The following is a 22655-nucleotide window of genomic DNA, read 5'->3' as shown; positions in this document are numbered from 1 at the left end:
GGCCTATGGAGCACTGAGAACACCGCATTTCTACGTATTCAACCAGGAGCGAAAACTCGTCTACACAGGTCGGGGGGTAGATAATCCGCGCAATACGGCCAGGATGACGGTCAATGATCTTGATAACGCTCTTGAGGAGCTTTTGGCGGGCCGGCCAGTAACCGTACCTGTGACCAACCCGATTGGCTGCAATATCAAATGGGAAGGCAAAGGTGAGCATTGGATGCCGCCGGAGGCGTGCGATCTGATCTAGCGGCGTTCATTAATGATAAACCCCGCAAGTGGATAGCTGGGGGGTGGGACATTTTACTTCCCATAGATAAATCTGGAGGAAGGGAAAGTAGAGATCAGGTTACTTCCCTTCAGGTCATTTTCTAGCACATTTCTCCCAATGCAAAACAGGCATCTTTGTAGGCCGTGATGGTTAAAGAACAAGCATGAGTCCATTTCATTGATGGGAAGAAGTCTTGATTCCGGCGTTGCCATCCACGTAACAGTTAATCAGCCGGAGAAATTCTCCAGCTGCTGACGGCAGTGCAGTTTTAGGCTGCCGTGACGTTGTCACATTCCAGTTGTTCAACAAGGAATTGTCGCAACAAACTTTCACATTGCTTTTGGTTCATGTAGCCCGGTACCGGATAGGTGCCATGGGCCTCTGCTAATGCACGCTTGGCAATTAACGGAATATCGCTGGCCTCTAGTTCAGGGAAGCTGGTTGGAATATTCAGCTGTTGATTTAGCTCAATAACGGCATCAATAAACTCTTCACCATCACTTAGACCGATAACTGCTGCCAGCTCATTCATACGCTTCATGCAATATGGATGTAAGAAACGCAATATCATAGGGAGCAGAACCGCGTTCGCCAGTCCATGCGGGATGTGGTACATCCCTCCTAGTTGATGTGCGATTGCATGGACATAGCCAACGAATGCTCGTGTGAAGGCGCAACCTGCCTCATAGGAGGCAATGGCCATTTGCTCGCGTGCCTCTATATCTTGGCCATTTTCATAAGCTTTCGGCAGGTAGGTGAAAATTTTCTCAATCGCCTGCTTGGCATAGTTATCGCTCAGCGGGGTGTTGTATGTGCCTATATAGGCTTCAACCGCGTGCGTTAAGGCATCCATTCCGGTTGCCGCTGTCATATTTTGCGGTAAGCCTGTCATCAGTTTGGGATCAATAATGGCGAAGTCAGGCAATAGCACGGGATCTATGACGGTGAACTTTTGCCGTGCGGCTGGATCGGAAATGACGGCGGCGACGGTGGCTTCCGAGCCCGTACCTGCTGTGGTGGGGATGGCCAAAAATGGTGGAAGTTTCCTTCTGATTTTCAGTTTTCCGGCCAGGGATCTTACCGGTCGGTCTCTGACAACTTTAGCTCCGATGACTTTGGCACAGTCGATGGGCGATCCGCCTCCGAGGGCGATAAGGGCGTCACAATTATGTTTTTTATAGAAATCAGCACCGTTTGTTACTGTGGCGATGGTCGGATCGGGCGTAACCTGGTTGAAAATGGCATAGTCGATGTTTTTGGCCTGCAGCGATTCACAAAGGGGGACTGTCATCCCCATTGAGCTCACTCTACCTGTCACTATCATGACTTTCTTGGCTCCGGCTGACGACATTAATTCGCCTGCCTTCGATATACTGTTTATCCCTGCTTCCACATGTGGAAAAGGGATGGTGATTAATTTGTTTAGTTGCTTGTTTACACCTATAACGGCTTTGTATAAAAACATATTAAAATCCTTTTAAACATATGTTTGAATTATAAGAGCAACGGGTGTATTTGTATTAGACTTGATTCATATTTCTAAGCATTGGCTGGAAAACCCTTAGCCACGCAAGCAGTGACGGCGGAGTAACGGCTTTTTTGCAGCTCTAAAGCCACGTAGTTTTTTGTAACGTATTGCCTATTATCTTCTTGTAACGTTGTATGGCAGTTTCTGAGGTATTGTAAGGCTATTTGTTAAATAGCCAACCCGTATAAACAGGTTGGCCTGTAGTGGTCAAGTAAAACTGAACTCCGTGTTAATGGAATAATTGAGTGTTATATGAGCGCTTTAATAGAGCCTTTATTCGGGGATTAAGACTGTGTCAATAACATGGATAACTCCGTTGCTGGCATTGAGATCACCGGCAATGACTTTAGCACCGTTGACTGTCACACCATCCTCGCCGTTTTCGATTTGTACTGTTCCTCCCTGAACGGTTTCAGGAAGTTTCAGCTTGCTGACTTCATCAGAGGTGATAGCCCCGATCAGGATATGGTATTTGAGCAGGGCCTGCAGTTGTTCTTTGTTTTCTGGCTTGAGCAGGTCAGCCAGAGTGCCTTTAGGGAGTTTTGCGAAAGCGTCATCGGTTGGTGCCAGGAGAGTAAAGGGCCCCTTGCCTTCGAGAGTGCCGGTCAGGCCGGATGCCCGGATCGCCATGACCAGGGTCTGGAAGTCATCGTTGGTGGCCGCGACTTCGACCAGGTTTATCTTCTCGCCTTTCTTATAGGCTGCTACCGCCAAACTGGACAAGGTAAAAAGGAATAAGGCACTTAGCGAATAAGCAAAAAAGCGTTGGAGTCTTTTCATTAGTGAACCCTCTTGGTGTGTTTAAGTGTCGTGTTGCATACTGCATACTGAAGCTTTAATACGTATGGGAAAATAGTATAGTTCACTGAGAGAAATGAGTTATCTTTTAAAAAAAAGGCCTGATACAGGGTCAGACCTTTGGAAATAGGTGGGTGTCCGGAAATTAGTTCATGCCGTATGCTTTGATTAATTAATAAGTGTTAAGATCCAAATCATAAATAATAAAACATAAGGGAATTCAATATGAATCATGCTCCAATTAAAGAACTCATTGCATTCGAAGATTTTGAAAAGCTCGACATTCGTGTAGGCACAATAGTAGCGGTAACAGAAGTGAAAAAGTCTGACAAGTTAATGAAGCTGACTGTAGATTTTGGCGATCATGTTCGTACTATTCTTGCGGGTATCAAACAAGAACGTGAAAATCCATCCGAAATTGAAGGCAAACAAGCACTGTTTGTTGTGAACTTGCCAGAAAGGAAAATGGCAGGAGAAGTCTCTCAAGGTATGCTTTTCGATATTGGTTACGAAGATAAACTTACACCTTGCTTGGCGATGCCTGAAGTTAAGATGCCAAATGGCTGTCGGGCGGGATAAGCCTAACTTCATAGTAAAAGCTAAATTGAATATTACCTTCCTCATTCAGTTTACGACAGAACCCTTTTAGGCCGCCTGTCGAATTAGAATAACATGGGTGTTAGCTGATTCAATTAGCGTCATTAGAATTGAGATAGCCAGGGTGAATACTGCAGGCTATCTCAGATTATGATGTCGTTATTTTACACTCTCAGGAACGTCTGTATTGGTTTGCTCAAGGGTGGTAAATAAATCCCGAAAATGGTTTGTCAGCTTGTGGTTCGGTGCTGAATAGATCAATGGTTGCTGCTGATAGTGTGATTCTTTCATTTTGATCGATTGGGGTAAGTAAGGTTCAAGTACGGGCAGCCCCAAATCTTTAAGATCGGCAATGATTTTCGTTGGGAAATTGGCCTGTGCATTAAACATGTTGRCGATCACGCCTTCCACTTCCAGTGTTGGATTATGATCTTCTTTTAGTTCCGATAAATTATTCAGCAAAGTAATGAGTGCTTGCTGTGAAAAACTATCGCAGTCGAAAGGAACGAGTAGTCGCTGTGCTGCAATTAATGCAGTCTTACTATAGAAGTTAAGATTTGGTGGTGTATCGATGTAAATGCGATCATACTTTTTATCCAATTCATCTAGCGCATCACGTAATTTGTAAATTTTATAGCGTCGCTCAAGTTCGGCTTCAATCTTTTCGAGTTTTGGGCTGGAAGGAATAATATCGAGATTGGCAAATGCTGTAGGTTGGGGGAAGTCTATGATCGGAGTCGTTACCGTGAACCAGCCAACGGTTTGGTTTAATAAATCAGCAATGGTTCGTTTATTATCGGCATTGATATCACAGTCAAGGTAGTGACTACTGTTTCCTTGCACATCCAAGTCAATAAGTAACGTCTTATACCCCTGTGCGGCACTAAGAGCGGCAAGGTTCGTTGTTATACTGGATTTCCCGACTCCGCCTTTTTGATTAAATACCACCCGACGCATTGTTCATTCCTTTGATTTATCGTACTAGTTACAATACGTTACATCAGTGTAAATAGAGTGGCAATCTTTGTTTGTTTATTCTGTAGTGGTGGTAACGGAACGCGGTGATATTAAAGGCGGAAGCACGAAAGTAGAGGAGCGGAATTTACTCTTTATTTCATACAACGAGCATTATTTGTTAGCCTGTATTATCTATCAAATGCTGTAGACGAACGCAAAAGGAATGATCTTGACAGGAACACGTAAATACACGTTTGCAGGCTGCTTAGCTATTTTACTATGGAGCACAATAGTAGGGCTTGTTCGCAATGTGGCGGAGCAATTAGGCCCCGTTGGTGGTGCAGCAATGATTTATACCGTGAGCTCTTTGTTTCTTGTGATATTGATTGGCGCACCACGATTTAAAGTCTTCTCGCCTACGTACCTTCTGATAGGTGGGGCGCTATTTGTCAGCTATGAAATTTGCTTATCGCTTGCGTTAGGAATGGCGAATAATCGAATTCAAGCGGTTGAAATGGGCGTGATTAACTATTTGTGGCCATCTTTAACGGTGTTGCTCGCGGTGTTTACCAGTAAGAAGCCCGTTAATAAGATACTTTATCCGGCGATAGCGCTGTCGTTTTTCGGCGTGGCCTGGACGGTGAGTGGTGATGAAGGGATTTCGATTAGTCAATTGGCAGACAACATAGCGACAAACCCGGCAAGTTATTCAATGGCGTTTATTGGTGCTTTTATTTGGGCGTTTTACTGCAATGTCACCAAGCGGCTTGCGAACGGAGAGAATGCCATTACTTGGTTCTTTATAGCAACAGCTGTGGCTTTGTGGATTAAGTATCTTATTAGTGATGAACCTGCCATTGTATTAACATCAGGCGCGACGGTTGACTTATTGATAACGGGAGTGGCTATGGGGAGCGGGTATGCATTATGGAACATCGCTATTATCGGCGGCAATATGATGCTTCTGGCAACCCTGTCGTATTTCACACCACTCTTTTCTACTTTCTTCTCAGCATTGATTTTGAATATTGAACTGACTGCAAAGTTTTGGCAAGGGGTGGTTATGGTCACTATTGCTTCCTTACTTTGCTGGTGGTTTACACGAGAAAAATCTTGATACATGCCCAACTTTACCCGTTAAGGATGATGCGCGCTTACCGAAAAAGCGTGCATCATTTCTAAAGTATCATCCCATAAGGATTCCCGAACAATAACAACCCTATCGGGCATGCCGGTCTGGGACTCTAATCAGGCTTTGGTTGTATCTATCGTTTCGGTGGCGGTAAAGACCTCACCCAACTAGAAGAGAAAATGCCACACGTTGAAACCAGCTATGCTGTTCTGATTGATAACGGATGATCGTCATTTAATTGAAGTAAGTCCCACAGATTGCCATAGAGATCTTCAAATACTGCGACCGTTCCGTAATCTTGTTCTTGAGGTGGTCTAACAAATTTAATGCCTTCTGATACCATTCGGTTATAGTCGCGCCAAAAATCATCAGTATTCAAAAAGAGGAAAACTCGTCCGCCAGATTGGTTACCGATAAAGTCATGTTGTTCTGGTTTCGATGCACGTGCTAATAACAACGTAACGCCTTTTGAACCAGGAGGGGAAACGACAACCCAACGTTTATCTTGTTCAGGTTGATACGTATCTTCAATCAACTCAAACTTCAATTTATTCACATAAAAATCAATCGCTTCATCATAGTCCTTCACCACTAAAGCGATATGGACGATTGACTGCTTCATTATTATTATCCTTTTGAATCTAATAGAAACTCATATGTCACATGCGACATGTTATGAACGGTCTAGATGCCTACAAGAAGGTGAGTATATACCCAAGTAACCTCAAGATGCTCGTTTCAGCGAGAATTTCCAGGCGCTAAGGTCAGGCGCTGATTTGCTGATATAGTCGCTCTCTATCAAAAATCAGCAACGCAACATGAGTGCCTGGAAAACTCGCCCTTCGGGAGTGATCCAGCCAGCTCACTTCTGTGTCAAATGCACTCGAAAGGACCAGCCATTCCTTCGCACATTTTCCTTGAATTGAACTGGCTGGCATCACTCTGAATCCTGCATCTTGGGGTAACTTGGGTATACGCCAAACGAGCAAAGCATACTGAACTCCGCACCAAAACCGCCAAGTTTAACGCATTACCTTGATTGTTTGGTTATAAAGCCTTTTCCATGTACAGTGATGTCCAGTTCTGACCACCGAATGAGCGTGAAGCTGTATCTTTACCTGTTACTTCAAATCCAAGTGATTGATAACAGTTAATCGCTTTTTGATTATGTCCAAACACTGCTAAATTGATCTTTTTTGCATTCAGAACTGTTTTGGCATAATCGATAGCCAATTCAACGAGTACTTTTCCATGCCCCTTTCCTCGTTGGGATTTATCACCAATCAATACTCGACATAATCGATAAGTTGTTTGAGATTCTTTGAGTAACTCAATATAACCAATATTTTTTTCTTCATACTTCAAAATGAATGGGGTGACTTCTGGTCTTGAAACATGAGTAATGATTTGCTGTTCAGTTAATGGATACTCGTATGCAGGCCCACCCCAGAGATAGTTGAACTCTTCATTTGGTATCCAGTTGACCAATACATCGTAATCCATAGCTGTAAATGTTTCTAAATACATAAACCTTTCCTTGGTATTATATGTTGTTATTTAACCCGTTAATTTCTTAGACATATTGTAACCAGAAATAACAAAACCTACTTCTTGGTATAGCGCTAATGCCCGTTGATTCTGATAGGCAACCCGAAGCTTAATTTGATTAATACCTATTGAAACTAATAAGGCTTCAAGTTGGCTGATAGCTTGTTTACCATAGCCATTACCACGGTATTCATCTTCAATATAGAAATCATAAATGAACGTTGAAGCGTCACTCGTTTTGATTGAATGCCAGAGATAGCCAATAAGCTTTGGAGTATCATCTGGATCAATTTCGATACACAGTAAATCATGTTCGTCGGTCTCAAGACCATTAGGAAAACATCGAATGAGATCGTTGTGTGCCAAATCAGTAGCGACTTCAATCGAGTGGCCATAATTTTGAGCAATTTCATGGCTATAATCAGCGATGAAATAATCACAATAAGCAGGATATTCCTCGACTCTCATTTTTCTCAGGTTAACCATTTAGATATCCTTATTTACTATGGACTTGAATAAAAACAATGCCCTGTTAAGTGGTGCTTGCGATTAACTTAAAGATCAAATTACACTCCGAATCAAAACCGGTAAGTGCTCGATCATCCGCTTGAACAGTTTGTAAGCCTGTACTAACAGTTAACCCAGTACTTTGCGATTGGATTAGGAAAGACTTCACCTATCACTACTTGCTCAAGTATTCCACCACTGGATTCAATGATTTTACGAGAAGCGATATTGTCCTCGTCAGCGGTGATAAGCACAGAATGCAGATTAAGAGACTGAGCTTTTGCCAAACCTAGTTTGAGCATTCGAGTACCGTAACCACGTTTTCGAAAACTCGGAGCTATGTCGTAACCGATATGCCCAGCTTCATGTGAAAGGAAAGGGGTATCAATATTGTGACGAACACGCAGAGCGCCTACGATCTCATTATTCTCTGCCACTAACCAATAATGGTTACAAGGAACATAACCTTCAGGCAGATTAATACCTTTAGACTGATCGTTTAGTGATTGAACGTAACTTGAAAAGCAAACTAAAGCTTCTGAATAAAACTCAGAATTCCCCGGGTCATTTTGAATGAAATCATTAAGAAATGAGATAAATGATTGCTCATACAATTCTGATGGTGAAACCAATTCCATGTTCATTTTTCTCCCAAAGACATAATCTTTTATTCAACGATCTCTGATCGTATTTCTCCCCATACTACCAGACACTTACAGGCTTTAATTGAAAAAAATCATTCCAATTTATTGGTGCGGCTTTGCTTTAAAACTCTGAGAACGGTCTGGAAGAAGCCGCTAGCAAAACTGCAAGCTGATGAACGAGGGATATTTATCCTGCACAAACTGGGAAACAGTCTTAAGCTTGATAATACCTTATCAGTGTATCCTGCCGGAAGGCTGTCAAATCATGAGTACTTTCCAAAGACATCCCCATGCGTTTTCTGGGATAAAAAGGAAAATAACTACCGGTATTAATGTCTTAATGCTATTGATTGTAATCCCGTTTACTTCTTCATCTCTAGCGGCCAGGCCAGAGATTGTCGTTGCTATCTCTACAGATATGCCTCCCTATGTGATTGATAAAGCCACGAGAGGGCTACAGGTAGATATTGTTACTGCGGCTTTGGAAGATTATGCCGTGCGCTTTGTTCAGGTGCCTTATGGTGAACTTCAGACTGCGGTGCAAAAAAATCAGGCTCAGGTGTCGGTTGGTGTCATGGTCGGTGATAGTGAGGTGTTTTACTCATCAAACTTTATTACTTTTTCTAACGTTGCTATTAGTAAAAAATCCGATAACTGGAAAATTGAACAGGTGGCTGATCTGAAAAATCATCCAGTCTTAACTTGGCAAAATGCTTACTTAGAGTTGGGACCGGAGTTTGAACGTTTGTTTTCACCTCAGTCTCCACAACGGAAAAACTATGTTGAAGTTGCGGATCAGAGTGAGCAGGTAAAAATGTTCTGGCAAGATGAGGGGAGTATCATCGTGATTGACCGTAGTATTTTTACTAACCTTAGTCGAGAGTTGGAGTACTCAATAGACAAGGTGATATTTCACCACTTATTTCCGCCAGTAACCAATTTTAAGGCAAGTTTTAAGGACTCAGAACTTCGAGATAACTTTAATAAAAAGCTAATCTTACTGTGCGAAAGCGGAAAGTATGAAAAGTTCCTGAGTGATTATGGTATTGAGTTACAAGATACTATTTGTAATTAGAATAACATCAATCAGTAGTAAGATGACGGAGGGGCAGATAATAGCTTTTGGTTAAAGATACTACCGTTTGTTGAGCAAGGCCAAAAAGAAGTAAAGCGCGTTAGTCTGCAACCACTGTGCCGAAAGAAGGGTGATTCAGTATAACCTCATAGGGTGCTTTGATACGTGGATGCTTGCGGTTCTCTATCATAATATTCAACTTGGTATATATAAATTCCAAACACGAACGGAATTATTGATTTAGGAGGTTTATGTGCGGTTCATCAAAGATTGAAGCCGCTAATCTTTGCTTTAAAACTCTGAGGACGGTCATGCGCTGGGATGCAGGGCAAGCGATACCGGCAGAATGTAGACGTCTGATAAAAATCTATTCCGGTAGAGAATAAGGTGTATTTCCGAACCGGCTTAAACCTATGGCTTAGATAGCCAAAAAACGTCTCCAAAGTGGAAATTTCAAACGGATAGACTAGTGTTATTGATACATTTCGCTTAATAACGATGATCTTTTGGAGAATAATCATGACGGCAGGAGTGTATTGTAATCGTCAGGTGGTTATAACAGAGCCCGATACAACAATTACCGAGGTTGCCAAACTCATGCGTCAATACCATGTCGGTAATTTGATTGTTGCAGAGAAACAGGGTGAGGAAAATATCCCCTTAGGTATCATCACCGATAGAGATTTGGTACTTCTTGTGATTGCGCCACAAATTCCGGTTGACTCTATTTGCGTTAAAGATGTCATGAGTAGCCCCCTTGTGACGGTCAAAGAAGAGGCTGGCTTATTTGATACTCTAAACGTAATGCATGAGCATGGCATGCGCCGATTGCCTGTCGTTAACGAACGGGGCGGGCTTGAAGGTATTATTACAGCGGATGATGTGCTTGAGTTACTTGCTGAAGCGACGAATAATCTGATGAAGCTCACCAATAATGAGATAAAGCACGAGCAGGAGACTCGTTCCTGATTTTTCTTCAATTATCTGTTCTGGCCAGCAAGCCGAATTTGCTGTGAAGCCTGATATTATCAGGCTTCACGATTGACAATCTATCAATGGCATTTCATTGGGTAAGTCGTTATTTTTCTATGTTTTTTAGCAAGTAAACATGAGCCTGTTCCGGCTTCCAAACTTCAGTCATATCCCCATTTTCAAGTGTTATCTCACGTTCCTGGGCATGGCCAAATCGCACTAATGATTTAGACCATTCGCCATTGGTGAAGGGTTTAATCTGTACCCACAATTGCCATTTATCTTCACGTGTCATGATATCGCTCCACTTATAAAGGAGCTGTATCAATATTAAGCTATTGTCTTAAAGAGAATGCGGGGGGAAATGGGCGCTTACATAATTATTTACCGAAACAAAACTAAATGCGCTCCCTATCGGTAACCGGACGCTCCTGACGTCGCGCCGTTTATGTTGGCGTTACCCAGCCCACGGAGGAGGATGGAGTTTAACACCTGACAGAATCATCACTGGAAACGCATTGTTAGAAATTGGAGCAGAACAAGACAGCAAAAACCAAGCTGCCATCATTCAGGCTGCAAGGTTGCTTAGAAAACTACCGGAAGGCCGAAAGTAACATGAAACAAAAAGACCCCAAACTATCGGGGTTTTAATACAGAATCTAGTAAATTTTTTTGCCATTTAATGCTTTAGCTACAGCATCACCTTGATTGCTTTGTGTACGCCCAGCATGGGCATGAACTAATGAGGTGTAAGTCCTCTATAGGAAAATCACCGTTTAGTAACCTTATGATTATTAAACGTTAACTATTAGCGAACGGCAAGGGCTTTTCCACGAGGAACGGTCTGGAGGAAGCCGCTAGCAAAACTGCAAGCTGATGAACGGGGGGACAATTTACCCTGCACACACTGGGAAACAGTCTTAAGCTTGATAATACCTTATCAGTGTATTCTGCCGGGAGGCAGTCAAATCATGAGTACTTTCCAAAGACTTCCCTATGCGTTTTCTGGGATAAAAAGAAAAATAACTGCCGGTATTAATATCTTGATGCTATTGATTGTAATCCCGTTTACTTCTTCATCTCTAGCAGCCAAGCCAGAGATTGTCGTTGCTATCTCTACAGATATGCCTCCCTATGTGATTGATAAAGCCACGAGAGGGCTACAGGTGGATATTGTTACTGCGGCTTTGGAAGATTATGCCGTGCGCTTTGTTCAGGTGCCTTATGGTGAGCTTCAGACTGCGGTGCAAAAAAATCAGGCTCAGGTGTCGGTTGGTGTCTTGGTAGATGATAGTGAGGTTTTTTACTCGTCAAACTTTATTACTTTTTCCAACGTTGCTATTAGTAAAAAATCCGATAACTGGAAAATTGAACAGGTGGCCGATCTGAAAAATCATCCAGTCTTAACTTGGCAAAATGCTTACTTAGAGTTGGGGCCGGAGTTCGAACGTTTGTTTTCACCTCAGTCTCCACAACGGAAAAACTATGTTGAAGTTGCAAATCAGAATGAGCAGGTAAAAATGTTCTGGCAAAATGAGGGGAGTATCATCGTGATTGACCGTAGTATTTTTACTAACCTTAGTCGAGAGTTGGAGTACTCAATAGACAAGGTGATATTTCACCACTTATTTCCGCCAGTGACCAATTTTAAGGCAAGTTTTAAGGACGCAGTACTTCGAGATAACTTTAATCTAAAGTTAATCTTACTGTGCGAAAGCGGAAAGTATGAAAAGTTCCTGAATGATTATGGTATCGAGTTACAAGAGACTATTTGTAATCAGAATAACTTCAATCAGTAGTAAGATGACGGGGGCAGATAATAGCTTTTGGCTAAAGATACTACCGTTTGTTGGGCCGCGAAGATAAATGCGATCTGGTTTCCCACCCGTTCAGGTTGCTTCAAGAGTGCCTTCGGCACGATAACTCAACCCTCTGCATACCCAAAGATATGCAGAGTGGTAACTAACTGATAGAGTTATCCTTATTCAGTTCTTTTAGTCTATAACTCCTTCAAGAACGCTGCATGTATTGGTGGTGGAATCTAGCCCCGTGATACATTTTGGGAGTTCATGACCGCGTTGTAGGGCATGACGCACACAAAAACCTTTCATCCCGTATTACTAGACGGGGTAGAAGATTTTAACGATAACGGAAACCAAAAAAAACTGCAAAAACAGAATATAGAAAAGGAAAAATAACATCAGGTAATAAAATCCATCAAAAGCTTAAAGAGAAAGACTTAAGTTTCGAATCTATTATTTTTACAAAATCATCGTTTTTTCTATATGTTTTTCGTTATCCAAATAGCAACGAGATAGTGAATGACTCAATGTGCTAAATTTATCATTGAAAAACCATTAAAACTATTCATTGCCTTATCTTCATCTGCAAACTTATCACCGGATGAAGTTATTGAATTAGTAATAAAGATTTAATATGAACATTATTCTTATCAAGAATCTCATAGAATCTATTTACAGAATGAGGTACATAAACAGAAAGGTGAGAATTTTCTTCAATTATGTTCGTTTTCCAACTTAAGTGTTCCTTATAATGTTCAGGAGTGATAATAAAAAAACAACACACAAAAAAATATAATAAGATGAGAAGCAGCTATCCCACACAGAATGTAGACGCCTGATGAAAATGTATTCAGGTAGAGAATTGGGTGTATTTCATGAACGTTGGGAAGGGTGGAGAATTAGTAAAGAGAAACTGATTATCCCTGGGGGATGGAGTTTAACACCTGATAGAATCATCACTGGAAACGCTCTGCTAGAGATTGGGGCTGAGCAGGACAGTAAGAACAAAGCTACTATCATTCAAATAGCACGTCGTCTTAAAAGCCTACCAACAAGCAGACGCTGACACTAACAAAGCGCGTTGGCAGTTAGCTAGCGCGCTTAGTATTTATCGCTTTACAGGCGTTATTGTAAATAAGTAGATTCTAGCTCTATTTGTGCTTGTTCCAATAAATCCATCAATGGTTCTACTTCTTGATACTGACCAGTAAGTATAGCGAGTCGTATCTTACTTTGATGTGCCTTAACGCTCTCTTTACACTCATATCTTTTCATAAGAGAACGTAAACCGTCAGCTTGATTAAAATACTCATTAACTGAACTCATCCTCAACCCTCAAAGAATGCACACTCAATATGCGACTAGTGACTATTCACACAGTGGCATGCTTTAGGGGGATATTCCACCACGGTACATTTCGAGAGTTCATGGCCGCGCTGTAGGGCATGACGCACTCAAAAACCTTTCACCCCGTATTACTAGACGGGGTTCAATCATCCATCTCAACATAATGAAAAATATTGTTTAGCTTACGAGGTCTTTTAAGTCTGTGGCATGTATACCAGCTTGAGCAAAATCCACCTCACCACTAACACCAAAAGAACTACCCTCATGCGCATTTTTATATGCTAAATAAGTGATTAGTTCATTGTTCTCTTTTACAAGTTTATGTGCATATTCTTCATCTCTTTTCAAAGTAATAAGTACATAGAAATCACCTGACTCAGTCCCTTTAGTAACGCATAGATGCTCTTCTTCGACAGGCCGAACATACTCTACAGAATGTGGTTTACTCGGTGGGCATAAGTGAGCAATATCTTGGTCTGTAGCCTTTCCGAAACAGTGATTAATTAGGAGAAGTAGGCTCTCCTTCTCTCTTGCCTTTTCTTGCTCACTTAGCTCAGTAACATCACCATAAATAGGATTGTTAAGCTCAATTTCAGCGATTTCTTCAAATGTGTGGCCACAATCTTCGAACAGGTAATTAAAGCGAGCATATAAATGTAAGTACGGATTAAGCAATTTTACAGTCATGAGAACCCCTATAATTTAATTAATCAACCCTATATGTATATGCGTCTAATTTCGTATTTTCATTCTGTGATTCTTACTTCGGGGGTTATGGTAAATCAGCTTTTGCTTTCCTTATCGGAACTATAATCACAAATCAAAATATACCCCCTTTAGGGGGGCTGCAATTCTTGATAACCTACGTATTAAACCTAATGCACATGGGGTGTGGTGATGAAAAGGGAAATACTAATACGAAATATCTCCTACATGAAAAGAGATCTTTCTGAGATGGAAAAGGCGTTGGCAATGATGGATGCGAAAGCAAAATTACTCGAGCCAATGCGTGAATGGGCTTTCGAATCAAAAATCATTGAAATGAGTAAAGATAACGACCGTTAGGCCATACGTTATAAACGACCTGATGATGTTATATGGCACCATACAGCTCCCCCTTAGTTCAGTTGGTAGAACAGCAGATTATTACGTCAATCGGTATGTCGCTTGTTCGAGTCCAGCAGGGAGACCCAGATTTAAGAAAACCGCTTTCATGCTGGCGGTTTTTTTGTCTGTAAAGTACGAAAAGGCCGCCTTGGGCGACCTTCCAGAAGTGATGGGCTTTTTTGGATCGTTTTACGGGCGTTATGGTAAATAAAAAACGTTGTCAATCTACTTAACCCGCGTTGTTATATTTCTTAAAAAATCGTTCCCTTACGTTCTTTAAAATGACTCGAGATTCGCGTTTTAATTTTTTTTGAATTAATCGTGAATCCTTACTCATATTTTAATAACCTTACCGCACTTACCACAATGATAAACTTCTTTATAGAACAAACGCTGCCAAAAGTTACGTTTAATTCGTCTAACGACGTCATGTGTACATGTCATGAGTCAACCTAGCCATTACTTTATTATTAGAGTTAATACTCTAATCGTTTAACCAGATAATACCGTGATGTTCATCCCAAAATGAGGCGAGTATGATGCAACTTATCTTCCATGCTTGATATGAGGTTAAGTGCGCATTAGTAGGTAGCGATAGGAACAGCCGTTACCCCTTCTCCGCACAGTTCTATACGCACGCCCCTCGCCTCATATGTTTAACGTAGCTGTTCTGGATAAAGGAGAGCACCTCTAAGTGATGGCATCTAGTATTTCGCTCGTCTCTCAAATCTCGACCAAGTCATCTTGTTACGCTAGCTCTTGCGTCGTACTGGTTTTAAATTGGGATTAACAACCGAAAACCAAAGCGGTGCGTTAAGTGCTGGCTTATGTTAAAAACCAAAAGTAATTATAAAACAATCAATTAGAATCCTTTCTTTGCGATAAGAAGGATTTGATGCGAAATACACATGAACTTACAGAAACTATATTTTTAGATTTTATAGATGCGTATTAAGCATAGAAGATACCGCTAAACTTTGTTTTAAGAGTGTGAGAACTGTCACGCTATGGGATAAGGGGAAACCGATACCGCCAGAGTGCAAACGGTTAATGCGGATGTATTCCGGCCTTGAACTTGACCCATTAAGTGATGATTGGAGAGGATGGAGTATTAGAAAAGGTCTGCTTATTACGCCAAATAAATGGTCATTAACACCAGACCGGATTATTACTGGGAATGCCTTGATTGAAATTGGAGCCGAGCAAGATAGAAAGAATCTCAGTCAAATTATCAAAGTTGCTAAACTAATCTCTCGATGAAAATGATAGCAGGGCTTCGGCTCTGCTTATTGCCTCAAATATTACTACACCACAAAGGCAAACCCTAATCCCAAGAGAACGCGATTGCAGGTATTCGCATGAACCACAAACTGGACACCTCTGAATCCTAACCATTGGAGCCTTCCTTCAACTAAGCACTAATCTCACTGTATAGGGCAGGGAGCTGACCGCCAAAAAAGGATCAGAACTTTGTGAAGTGATTCTCATGATATGTAGTGATTCATACTCAACCTAACAGCCTAAGTTAACGAAACACAACATAGTCTGACAATTGTGATGCTACTAAACTCCCTCAAGCGAGCTCTAATACACGTACCAAATAGCAACAGTTAATTGAATAATTAGCCAGGTTTTAATATGTGGTTGTAAGTTACGACTGCTTTGGTACTTCGAAATGCAATCCCTATCCTGCGGTGACACTTAAGATAAGTGCCGGTTTCAATCAGCGCAAAAAACTTCAGAAGTATGATCTTTCTCTGATTTATCAATCATTAGTGCGCATTCGCTTATACCCATGATTTTAAGAGGCCTATTCTTAAGTATCAAGTTGATTTCAATTGGTTCTGAAATAGGGATGAACGCCATGAGTCGCTTTGAAAAATCCAATGATAAAGGTAAAACGGGCCTTACACGTCGGGATTTTCTTGAAACGGCAGGTCTGACGACGCTGGCGATAGGGGTGGGAGGCATGGCGATGCCGCCAACGGCATAAGCTGCACAGCTTTATGTTGGTAAATCAAAGCCTGGTATGCCGCTCAAGCCGAAACGCTACAATGTCTTATTCATCCTTACCGACCAGGAACGTTATCTTCCTGAACTGACGGGGAAGGGGCATTGGCCCGGCAGGGACCGCCTTGCAAAAATGGGAACGACTTTTGAGAACCATCAGGTTTGCTCAATGGTCTGCACCTCCTCTCGTTCTGTTATTTTCACCGGACAGCACGTTCAGCATACCGGGATGTTCGACAATACGGATTTTCCCTGGATAGACGACATGTCATTCGATATCCCTACACTTGGCCACATGATGCGGGATGCTGGTTACTACACGACCTATCAGGGAAAATGGCATCTTCATGAACGCATTCACGAGCATTTCAATGAGGGTGACCCCTACCAGATGGTTGGCCACGACATCATGGACAAGTACGGATTCTCCGACTTCACCGGGATTGGTGACGCCGTTGGCGATCCTCTGTTCGGGTACTACACCGACCAGTACGTCACAGCGACCTCTCAGGCCTGGCTGCGACGCAAGGGAAAAGCGGTGAATGATGCCGGCCAGCCGTGGTTCAAAACACTTAGCTTAGTCAATCCTCATGACGTTATGTTCTACGACACCGATAAGCCAGGCGAGGATGTTCAGGGCGCGAATCGCACCATGTTCGAGATCACTCGTGATCCGGACGACAAGATATATAAGAAGAAGTGGGACGTACCGCTCTCACCCAATCGCAAGCAGCCTCTGACCGAACCTGGACGCCCGATGGCGCATTATGACTACCAGGAGTCGATGGGCATGCTCTGCGGTAAAATTCCCAACGAAGACGAACGTTGGAAAAAAATGCAGGATTATTATTTGAACTGCATCAGTGATAATGACCGATCTGTGGATACTATTCTCACTGAGCTCGAAAACCTGGGCATGCTAGACAACACTATCATCATTATGACTGCCGATCATGGTGAGCTCGTCGGTGCGCACGGGATGTCCGGCAAGGGCGCGACGGCCTATCGAGAACAGAACAACGTGCCCTTCGTCGTCTACCACCCGGACATGTCTGGGGGTAAACAATGTAAAGCGGTCACTGCCCATAACGATATCGTGCCGACAATCTTAGGTATGACTGGTGCTGACAAGATGCAGAAGAAAGAAGTGTCTGCCAAGCTGAAAGGGCATGACGTCTCGCCGCTCTTGGCAAGCCCGCAAAAAGCCTCCCATGATGCCGTCCGTGAGGGATCCTTGTATTGCTTCAGTATGTGGGCCTTTATGGATGCCAACTGGCTGGGCAGCATTGCCAAGGCCCAGGCCTCCGGTGAGAAGATGACTCTGGATAATATGCCCAGACCGGACATGAAGAAACGTTCCAATATCAGAACCGTCTTCGATGGAAGATATAAATACAGTCGTTACTTTAACTCACAGGATCACAATCGTCCTACGACCCATGAGCAGATTTTAAATGCCAACGATGTCGAACTGTTCGACCTTGAAAATGATCCGAATGAGGTCAATAATCTCGCTCTGAACAAGCAGAGTCAGGAGCTTCTGCTTGCCATGAACGACAAACTCAACCGCTTGGTCGATAGTGAAGTAGGTAAGGACGATGGCTTTCACCTGCCCGATGTCAAAGAGGTGAATTGGGCCATTGAGCGCTTCGATCCATAATGCAGGGCTTTGATAGGGATTGTTTCATACATTAGGGAGATAGAGGCTCATGCAATTTCAAGTGATGGCTAAGCCTTCTGGTGCTAGGTGCAACCTGAGTTGCACCTACTGTTTTTATACGGAAAAGAAGAATCTGTATAGCCGCCCAGATTCCTGCCGGATGCCCCCCGATGTCCTTGAAAGCTTCATACGCCAAACCATTGAGAGTCAGAATACAGCGGAATACCATTTCGCCTGGCAGGGTGGTGAACCCACCTTGCTTGGCGTCGATTATTTCAAGTCCGTGGTGTCGTTGCAGAAGAAACATGCTGGGGGGAAAAAGGTCACGAACACCATCCAGACCAACGGCACCCTTCTCACTGACGATTGGTGCCGCTTTTTCAAAAAAACACGACTTTCTGGTCGGGGTGAGTATTGATGGCCCGCGAGAACTACACGATAGCTACCGGATCAAAGGTAATGGGCTGCCGACTTTTGATGCAGTCATGTCAGGTGTGGCTCTCTTAAAAAAGCACAAAGTTCCTTTCAACACTCTCACCGTTATTAATGATGAAAACTCCCGTTATCCGCTAGAAGTTTACCAGTTTCTCAAGACGATCGGCGATGGACATATGCAGTTCATTCCGGTAGTTGAACGTCTGCCGGATGATACCGTTGAAGACTTTGGATTTGATTTCGCAGCTCCGCCATTCAGCGGTGAGTTATCTGAAAACTATCAGCTTATGCCATGGAGCGTGAATCCGGAGCAAATGGCAACCTTTTACATCAGCCTGTTTGACGAGTGGGTGCGTAATGATGTGGGGCAGATCTTTGTGCAATTCTTTGAGGTTGCGCTAGGCAACTGGCTTGGAGCAGGGCCCGGACTCTGCCAATTTTCACCGAAATGCGGCATGGCAGGGGCTTTGGAACATAATGGCGATCTGTATTCCTGCGACCATTATGTCTACCCTTCGCACAAACTCGGCAATATCATGGAAACACCTTTGACGGAACTCATGCAATCAGAGGCTCAGCAAAGGTTCGGGAATGCGAAACTTGAAAGCCTGGCCGAGTGCTGCCAGAAATGTGAAGTCAGAACGGCTTGCCATGGGGATTGCCCAAAACACAGATTTGTTAAAACCCTTGATGGTGAGCCGGGCGTGAGTTATCTCTGCACTGCTTACAAAAAGATTTTCAACCATATGGCCCCATACTTAAGCATTTTGGCTGATCTTGTACAAACAGGGAGGTCTGCGCCCGAAATTATGGTTATTTTGCGCCAACGAGAAATGAGCCGTGTCCCTTCATCTCAAGGTCGAAATTCGTTATGCCTGTGCGGTAGCGGCCGAAAGTATAAACGCTGTTGTGGCGAGGAATAAAATACCGTGCGCTAAGCTATTCTTCAACTGAACATAACTGATGAATCGTAATAAAGTACGTTTCAGTAACGCTTCCGATGACTAAAGGTCATTTAAAGCTCGATAATGTTCAGACAGGGCCAAACCCTTCGACCCTTATTACTAGGCGGGGGCAATTCTGCAACAAATTCATACCAAAACTGCCGAGTGTAATGCATCACCTTGATTGTTAGGCTTAGACGCTTAACCTAAGTTTTCCCATTTCGATAACTTACAACGTGAAGATCTCCATTTGTAATAATTTGCTATTGCAAAGCCAAATATTCCACCTATTGTTGATGCGGAGACAAACGATTGAAGCATCGAAAACCCCATGTCTTGCCAATTGATAAACCACATTGACGTTCCGTAAATGGAGGTAAAAAAGATATATGATGTTAACCAGTTAATCCCAAAACTTCGATAAAATGGTGGCGGTGATTGAAAACCTAACTTCCTAAGCAGTCTGATATAGATAGGGTTAGAGCTGGATTCTTTAATTCCAGCTTTATTGAGCTCGGCATTAGCTGCCTTCAACTTATTCTCATACGACATGTATACTTCCTTGGGAAAACTCGAGCTAGACCGTTAATTTTACAATAAGATCTCGATGGCATGCTGCGAGGCAATTCAAATGTAAGCTGATGAGTTTCAGAAAAGAACCTAACATTTTATTCTACGAAATGAATTCATATAACTAACCATTGCCGTTTATTAATGGTGCAGATTATGAACAGATTATGGCAAGTACAAATTACTGATGATTTTATAAGATAGCCCCGTATTCACTGGGTATTTTGAAACTACTTGAAGTACAAGTGGGCTCATAAAGTGGACATCATGACCAAAAAACACAGTGAAAATTATATATTTAGAAAATTTATATGCGGTCTATCGAAGATTGAAGCCGCTAATCTTTGTTTTAAAACTGTGAGGACGGTCACTCGTTGGGATTCAGGGCAGGAGATACCGCCGGAGTGCCGACGACTAATGAAAATGTATTCTGGTAGAGAATTAGGTGTGTTTAATGAACGTTGGGAAGGCTGGAGAATTAACAAAGAAAAACTGATTATCCCTGGAGGATGGAGTTTAACACCTGACAGTAAGAACAAAGCTACCATTATTCAAACAGCACGCCGTCTTAAAAACCTACCAACAAGCAGACGCTGATACTGTCAAGGCCATGGATACAAACAAGCACGTTGGCAGTTAGTTAGCGCGTTTAGATTTAGAACGTTTACGGATAAATTACAAGGAAATGGTGTTGGGGATGGAGTCTAGAAACATCCGGCTTTCCAGTTACCGGAAATCATTCATTTCTGACTCATTTCGTACACAGTAAAAATGATAGCCATAAGTCATTATGTTACTCAATATCGACAAAAAGAGTTTTCATATCGCAATTATCACGATGCAGGATTTTTTTAAGTTTCTCTATAGAGCTAAACTGTCGTTGACGAATACGTTCACGAGTTAGACCAACTTCATCGGCAACTTGTTGAAGTGTTTGGGCTTCATAACCCAGTAAACCGAATCGACGGCAAAGAATCTCGCGATCTCGTTGATTTAAGCTCTCTAACATTGCCATGGCCAGCTTACGAACATCCTGTTTATCAACATGCGTTTCAGGGCTAGTTGATGAATCATCAGCGATGTAGCCTGAAATCGACTGAGAATTAGTGTCATCACCAATCGTTTGATCAATAGACACCACCGGCGCATCATAAGCAAGCATTGAAGTAATATCGTCGACACTACGTTCAAGCTCTTTAGCCACTTCTTCATGGCTAGGGTCATGACTGGTATTCTTCATCAACCGCTTATGCGTTCTAAAAATAGTGTTGATTTCTTTAGAAACGTGCACAGGTAAACGAATAGTACGAGCTTGGTTATGAATGGATCGCTCAATGGTTTGCTTAATCCACCATGTAGCGTAGGTTGAAAAACGAAAGCCCAGCTCAGGGTCATATTTATCAACAGCTGTTATCAAGCCTATGTTTCCTTCATCAATCAGATCACTAAATTGCATGCCACTACAGCGGTATTTCTTAGCAATACTCACGACAAGGCGTAAGTTACTCTCAATCATTACCTTTTTAGCCGCCATATCACCAGTAAGGCTCTTACGGCTATACAAGATCTCTTCTTCTTTCGTCAGGAGGGGCTTATGTGCGATTTCTCTTAAGTACAACTGAATGACATCAGCATCGAAGCTTTGTGTTTCATTTTTAATGATATCCATATCGATCCCCTAACAGCAAATTGTACTAAGGCACTTCTCTTATTTTTCTGAGATATACTCAGCAACAACACATCATACCAGTTGTATACGATACAGGTTTAGTATTCAACCTCAAGAATAGAATACTAATTTGCTATGAGATCAAAGAGGGGATGATGATAGGGCGTGACACCGTAACACAACCTTCGAATCAGAACAGATCAAATTTACCCCATGATACATTTCGGAAGTTCATGACCGCGCTGTAGGGCATGGTACTCCCAAAAACCTTTCACCCCGTATTACTAGACGGGGCAACAAGATTTCGTAGTTGACTCGTTATCCCCATTAAGCTCAGCAAGAGTACGCCCTAATGAAGGATTATATTTTTTTGCCTCATCGAAAGTTACCGACGGAACTTTAAGTTTTGTAATGTGTTTTTTTCCATGCACATCTTCAATTGCAACTTTTAATCGAACTGTCCCTTTATGTACCTTTGGGTAACAACCACCAAAACTATTGTATTGTTCAAAATAAACAACACCATTAGAAGACCGTCCGGAGACTAAAAAACTTTCAGCTTTATGGCCTGAAACATAACTGCGCTGAAGCAAAAACGGATAGTATTTAACATGATCACCAATATTATATTGAAAGTCTTCAATTGCTACCGTTGGAGAGCTCAACCAGAACCAACCAATTGAATTTTTAAACCATAACTTACTAAATGGCTTTAAGTCCCAATGATAAGCAACAGAAGCAGCCTAAGTTAACGAAAAATGACGTAGTCTGATAGTTTTTACGTTCGTAAGCTCCAATGAATTAGCGTTGTCATTGAGTGGCTTTTGCCCCCCATTGTGAGTTAGATCTAATACGCAATAAGCTACCGTTAGCCCAAATTTGCCGTACTAGAACTTAGGCGTAAAGTAAGAATCACGACCTGCCCCATTAGTTCTTATGTAGGCATACTCAATTTGATGTCTGCTCATAAATAATCTCCTATGCAAAAAGAATAAACGAAAATTGTCTAGTAGAGTCTGGGCAGTCCAAATCACTTAATATCGTGTCCGAAATTTAGGGAACACTTTTCAACAACGTAT

27 protein-coding genes and 1 tRNA gene are annotated in these 22655 nt (G+C 42.3%); 15 read left to right on the top strand and 13 right to left on the bottom strand.

Annotation, left to right across the window (positions count from 1 at the left end):
* A partial coding sequence (locus L4D76_RS26830; RefSeq protein ID WP_428443912.1) for a thioredoxin domain-containing protein occupies positions 1–253 on the top strand: 253 nt, incomplete at its 5' end.
* A gap of 289 nt (positions 254–542) precedes the next feature.
* Here the strand turns inward: L4D76_RS26830 and L4D76_RS26825 are convergent.
* Together L4D76_RS26825 and L4D76_RS26820 are read right to left on the bottom strand one after the other, a co-directional pair.
* Positions 543–1739 carry an iron-containing alcohol dehydrogenase gene (locus L4D76_RS26825; RefSeq protein ID WP_428443911.1) on the bottom strand — a complete coding sequence of 399 codons (1197 nt, stop codon included), beginning with the start codon at positions 1737–1739 and terminating at the stop codon, positions 543–545.
* Between the two features lie 336 nt (positions 1740–2075).
* On the bottom strand, positions 2076–2582 hold the full coding sequence (locus L4D76_RS26820; protein WP_428443910.1) for a fasciclin domain-containing protein: 507 nt from the start codon (positions 2580–2582) through the stop codon (positions 2076–2078).
* A gap of 243 nt (positions 2583–2825) precedes the next feature.
* Between L4D76_RS26820 and L4D76_RS26815 the strand changes: the two genes are divergently transcribed.
* Positions 2826–3179: a tRNA-binding protein gene (locus tag L4D76_RS26815; protein ID WP_428443909.1), complete on the top strand. Its 354-nt coding sequence runs from the start codon at positions 2826–2828 to the stop codon at positions 3177–3179.
* Positions 3180–3356: 177 nt separating this feature from the next.
* Here the strand turns inward: L4D76_RS26815 and L4D76_RS26810 are convergent, their stop codons facing one another.
* Positions 3357–4154 carry a ParA family protein gene (locus tag L4D76_RS26810; protein ID WP_428443908.1) on the bottom strand — a complete coding sequence of 266 codons (798 nt, stop codon included), beginning with the start codon at positions 4152–4154 and terminating at the stop codon, positions 3357–3359.
* Between the two features lie 223 nt (positions 4155–4377).
* On the opposite strand from L4D76_RS26810, the gene yddG reads away from it, so the two are divergent.
* On the top strand, positions 4378–5271 hold the full coding sequence (gene yddG, locus L4D76_RS26805) for an aromatic amino acid DMT transporter YddG (RefSeq protein ID WP_428443907.1): 894 nt from the start codon (positions 4378–4380) through the stop codon (positions 5269–5271).
* Between the two features lie 214 nt (positions 5272–5485).
* Here the strand turns inward: yddG and L4D76_RS26800 are convergent, their stop codons facing one another.
* From L4D76_RS26800 to L4D76_RS26785, 4 genes are all read right to left on the bottom strand, one after another.
* On the bottom strand, positions 5486–5908 hold the full coding sequence (locus L4D76_RS26800; protein WP_428443906.1) for a VOC family protein: 423 nt from the start codon (positions 5906–5908) through the stop codon (positions 5486–5488).
* 425 nt (positions 5909–6333) lie between these two features.
* On the bottom strand, positions 6334–6813 hold the full coding sequence (locus L4D76_RS26795) for a GNAT family N-acetyltransferase (protein WP_428443905.1): 480 nt from the start codon (positions 6811–6813) through the stop codon (positions 6334–6336).
* Between the two features lie 30 nt (positions 6814–6843).
* The gene (locus L4D76_RS26790) at positions 6844–7320 is read right to left on the bottom strand and encodes a GNAT family N-acetyltransferase (RefSeq protein WP_428443904.1); all 477 of its coding nucleotides are present in this window, start codon (positions 7318–7320) and stop codon (positions 6844–6846) included.
* 143 nt (positions 7321–7463) lie between these two features.
* Entirely contained in the window at positions 7464–7979 is a 516-nt protein-coding gene (locus L4D76_RS26785; protein ID WP_428443913.1) for a GNAT family N-acetyltransferase, read from the bottom strand.
* A gap of 271 nt (positions 7980–8250) precedes the next feature.
* Between L4D76_RS26785 and L4D76_RS26780 the strand changes: the two genes are divergently transcribed.
* Both L4D76_RS26780 and L4D76_RS26775 read left to right on the top strand, forming a co-directional pair.
* Positions 8251–9060, top strand: coding sequence for a substrate-binding periplasmic protein (locus L4D76_RS26780; protein WP_428443903.1), 810 nt, complete (start codon positions 8251–8253; stop codon positions 9058–9060).
* A 519-nt stretch (positions 9061–9579) separates the two neighbouring features.
* The gene (locus tag L4D76_RS26775) at positions 9580–10029 is read left to right on the top strand and encodes a CBS domain-containing protein (protein ID WP_428443902.1); all 450 of its coding nucleotides are present in this window, start codon (positions 9580–9582) and stop codon (positions 10027–10029) included.
* Between the two features lie 109 nt (positions 10030–10138).
* On the opposite strand, the gene L4D76_RS26770 is transcribed toward L4D76_RS26775, so the two are convergent.
* Positions 10139–10327, bottom strand: a complete 189-nt coding sequence (locus L4D76_RS26770) for a hypothetical protein (RefSeq protein WP_428443901.1) — start codon at positions 10325–10327, stop codon at positions 10139–10141.
* Between the two features lie 676 nt (positions 10328–11003).
* Here L4D76_RS26770 and L4D76_RS26765 point away from each other — a divergent pair.
* Both L4D76_RS26765 and L4D76_RS26760 read left to right on the top strand, forming a co-directional pair.
* On the top strand, positions 11004–11831 hold the full coding sequence (locus tag L4D76_RS26765) for a hypothetical protein (protein ID WP_428443900.1): 828 nt from the start codon (positions 11004–11006) through the stop codon (positions 11829–11831).
* Between the two features lie 841 nt (positions 11832–12672).
* Positions 12673–12900, top strand: coding sequence for a DUF3653 domain-containing protein (locus L4D76_RS26760; protein WP_428443899.1), 228 nt, complete (start codon positions 12673–12675; stop codon positions 12898–12900).
* A gap of 59 nt (positions 12901–12959) precedes the next feature.
* On the opposite strand, the gene L4D76_RS26755 is transcribed toward L4D76_RS26760, so the two are convergent.
* Positions 12960–13160 (bottom strand): hypothetical protein, encoded by a 201-nt coding sequence (locus tag L4D76_RS26755; RefSeq protein WP_428443898.1) that lies wholly within the window; start codon positions 13158–13160, stop codon positions 12960–12962.
* 198 nt (positions 13161–13358) lie between these two features.
* Entirely contained in the window at positions 13359–13868 is a 510-nt protein-coding gene (locus L4D76_RS26750; RefSeq protein ID WP_428443897.1) for a hypothetical protein, read from the bottom strand.
* Between the two features lie 246 nt (positions 13869–14114).
* Here L4D76_RS26750 and L4D76_RS26745 point away from each other — a divergent pair, with 246 nt between their 5' ends.
* The 7 genes from L4D76_RS26745 to L4D76_RS26715 all read left to right on the top strand — a co-directional run bounded on the left by L4D76_RS26745 (position 14115) and on the right by L4D76_RS26715 (position 19316).
* Positions 14115–14246 carry a hypothetical protein gene (locus L4D76_RS26745; RefSeq protein WP_428443896.1) on the top strand — a complete coding sequence of 44 codons (132 nt, stop codon included), beginning with the start codon at positions 14115–14117 and terminating at the stop codon, positions 14244–14246.
* Positions 14247–14293: 47 nt separating this feature from the next.
* Positions 14294–14374 (top strand) — tRNA-OTHER (locus L4D76_RS26740).
* A gap of 970 nt (positions 14375–15344) precedes the next feature.
* A complete protein-coding gene (locus L4D76_RS26735) occupies positions 15345–15548 on the top strand; it encodes a DUF3653 domain-containing protein (RefSeq protein ID WP_428443895.1) in 204 nt (67 codons plus the stop codon).
* Between the two features lie 604 nt (positions 15549–16152).
* Entirely contained in the window at positions 16153–16281 is a 129-nt protein-coding gene (locus L4D76_RS26730; protein ID WP_428443894.1) for a twin-arginine translocation signal domain-containing protein, read from the top strand.
* A 36-nt stretch (positions 16282–16317) separates the two neighbouring features.
* Positions 16318–17958, top strand: a complete 1641-nt coding sequence (locus tag L4D76_RS26725) for a sulfatase family protein (protein ID WP_428443893.1) — start codon at positions 16318–16320, stop codon at positions 17956–17958.
* A gap of 49 nt (positions 17959–18007) precedes the next feature.
* Complete coding sequence (locus L4D76_RS26720) at positions 18008–18376, top strand: radical SAM protein (RefSeq protein WP_428443892.1); 369 nt, start codon at positions 18008–18010, stop codon at positions 18374–18376.
* On the top strand, positions 18366–19316 hold the full coding sequence (locus L4D76_RS26715; protein WP_428443891.1) for an SPASM domain-containing protein: 951 nt from the start codon (positions 18366–18368) through the stop codon (positions 19314–19316). The genes L4D76_RS26720 and L4D76_RS26715 overlap by 11 nt, the downstream gene beginning before the upstream one ends.
* A 222-nt stretch (positions 19317–19538) precedes the next feature.
* Here the strand turns inward: L4D76_RS26715 and L4D76_RS26710 are convergent, their stop codons facing one another.
* A complete protein-coding gene (locus tag L4D76_RS26710) occupies positions 19539–19889 on the bottom strand; it encodes a DUF6404 family protein (protein WP_428443890.1) in 351 nt (116 codons plus the stop codon).
* A 285-nt stretch (positions 19890–20174) separates the two neighbouring features.
* On the opposite strand from L4D76_RS26710, the gene L4D76_RS26705 reads away from it, so the two are divergent.
* Positions 20175–20504, top strand: coding sequence for a DUF3653 domain-containing protein (locus tag L4D76_RS26705; protein ID WP_428443889.1), 330 nt, complete (start codon positions 20175–20177; stop codon positions 20502–20504).
* A gap of 196 nt (positions 20505–20700) precedes the next feature.
* Here L4D76_RS26705 and rpoS read toward each other — a convergent pair whose 3' ends face one another.
* Together rpoS and L4D76_RS26695 are read right to left on the bottom strand one after the other, a co-directional pair.
* A complete protein-coding gene (gene rpoS / locus L4D76_RS26700; protein WP_428443888.1) occupies positions 20701–21576 on the bottom strand; it encodes an RNA polymerase sigma factor RpoS in 876 nt (291 codons plus the stop codon).
* Between the two features lie 284 nt (positions 21577–21860).
* Positions 21861–22241, bottom strand: coding sequence for a hypothetical protein (locus L4D76_RS26695; RefSeq protein ID WP_428443887.1), 381 nt, complete (start codon positions 22239–22241; stop codon positions 21861–21863).
* Positions 22242–22655: the final 414 nt, after the last annotated feature.

This window comes from Photobacterium sagamiensis, from assembly GCF_050337085.1.
Lineage (GTDB): Bacteria > Pseudomonadota > Gammaproteobacteria > Enterobacterales > Vibrionaceae > Photobacterium > Photobacterium sagamiensis.
The sequence above is the reverse complement of the archived record's forward strand: the minus strand, read 5'-3'. Positions and strand labels throughout refer to the sequence as shown.